Below are 973 nucleotides of genomic sequence, written 5' to 3'. Positions count from 1 at the left end.
GATGAGCCAGCGCTCGACGATGAGGACACAGCCCTCGACCTTGGCCTTGTCGCGGGGCTTGCGGGGCCGAGCCGGCAGCACCGAGGTGTCGTAATGGGCGGCCATCGCCGCGTAGGTGCGGTTGATTTGCGGATCGTAATGGCAGGCCTTGATGACCGCGACCTTGGTGTTGTCCGGCACCAACAGGTTGGGCACGCCGCCAATGGCCTCGAAGGCATGGGTGTGGGCGCCGATCCAGTCGCCGAGGCCCTGCGTCCAGGTCGCTTCCGCGTAGCTGAAGTTGGAAGCGCCCATCACCGCCACGAAGATCTGAGCGGGGCGGACCGTGCCCTTCAACCGGTCGACGATCACCGGCACCGTATCGCCGGCATAGTCGACGAACAGCTTGTCGCCGCCGACATGGACCTGGCGCATGGTGACGGAAAGCCGGCGCTCGAAGCCGCGATAGAGGTCGCAGAACCGGGAGTAGCGATAGCCGTCCGGGTGCTGGGCGATGTATTCGTCCCACAGGATCGACAGTGTGACGTGCTTGCGCTTCAGCTCACGATGGATCTCAGCCCAATCCGGTTCGACGCGGCGGCGATGGCCCTGCCTTGTGCCGACGTGACTGAACAGCCGTGCTTCCAGCGCCTCGTCGTTCAGTTCGGCCGGGAGCGCCCCTTCCAGGCCGGCGTCCGCCAGTCGCTTCAACGTCAGCCGGACCGTCGACGGCGCCACGCCGATGCGCAGGGCGATCTCGCGCGCCGACAGCCCCGCCGCCTTCAGTCGGACAACTTCTCGAACCTGCCGCATGGCAGTCCTCTCTGCTGGCATTCGCCCGCTCCTTCGGAAACCCCAAAAAAGCGGACTTTGAACAGGTCAGCAGAGCCGTCACCCGACCGGGCGAAATCATCTCGGAACAGCGGGCGACTTCAGTTCGGAATGGTGGGCGACATCAAATCGGAATCGTGGGCGACTTCCCTCGGATTTCGCA

The 973-nt window shown here is 65.0% G+C and carries 1 protein-coding gene; it reads right to left on the bottom strand.

The genetic code is table 11. The annotated features are described in order from the left end of the window. Nucleotides 1-792 (bottom strand): IS21 family transposase (gene istA, locus AB5S17_RS23415; protein WP_369243579.1); only part of this gene is annotated, 792 nt, incomplete at its 3' end. Between the last annotated feature and the right edge of the window lie 181 nt (nucleotides 793-973).

This window comes from Jiella sp. M17.18 (assembly GCF_041027365.1).
Lineage (GTDB): Bacteria > Pseudomonadota > Alphaproteobacteria > Rhizobiales > Rhizobiaceae > VKMB-3413.
This window is presented reverse-complemented; position numbering and strand designations above follow the sequence as displayed.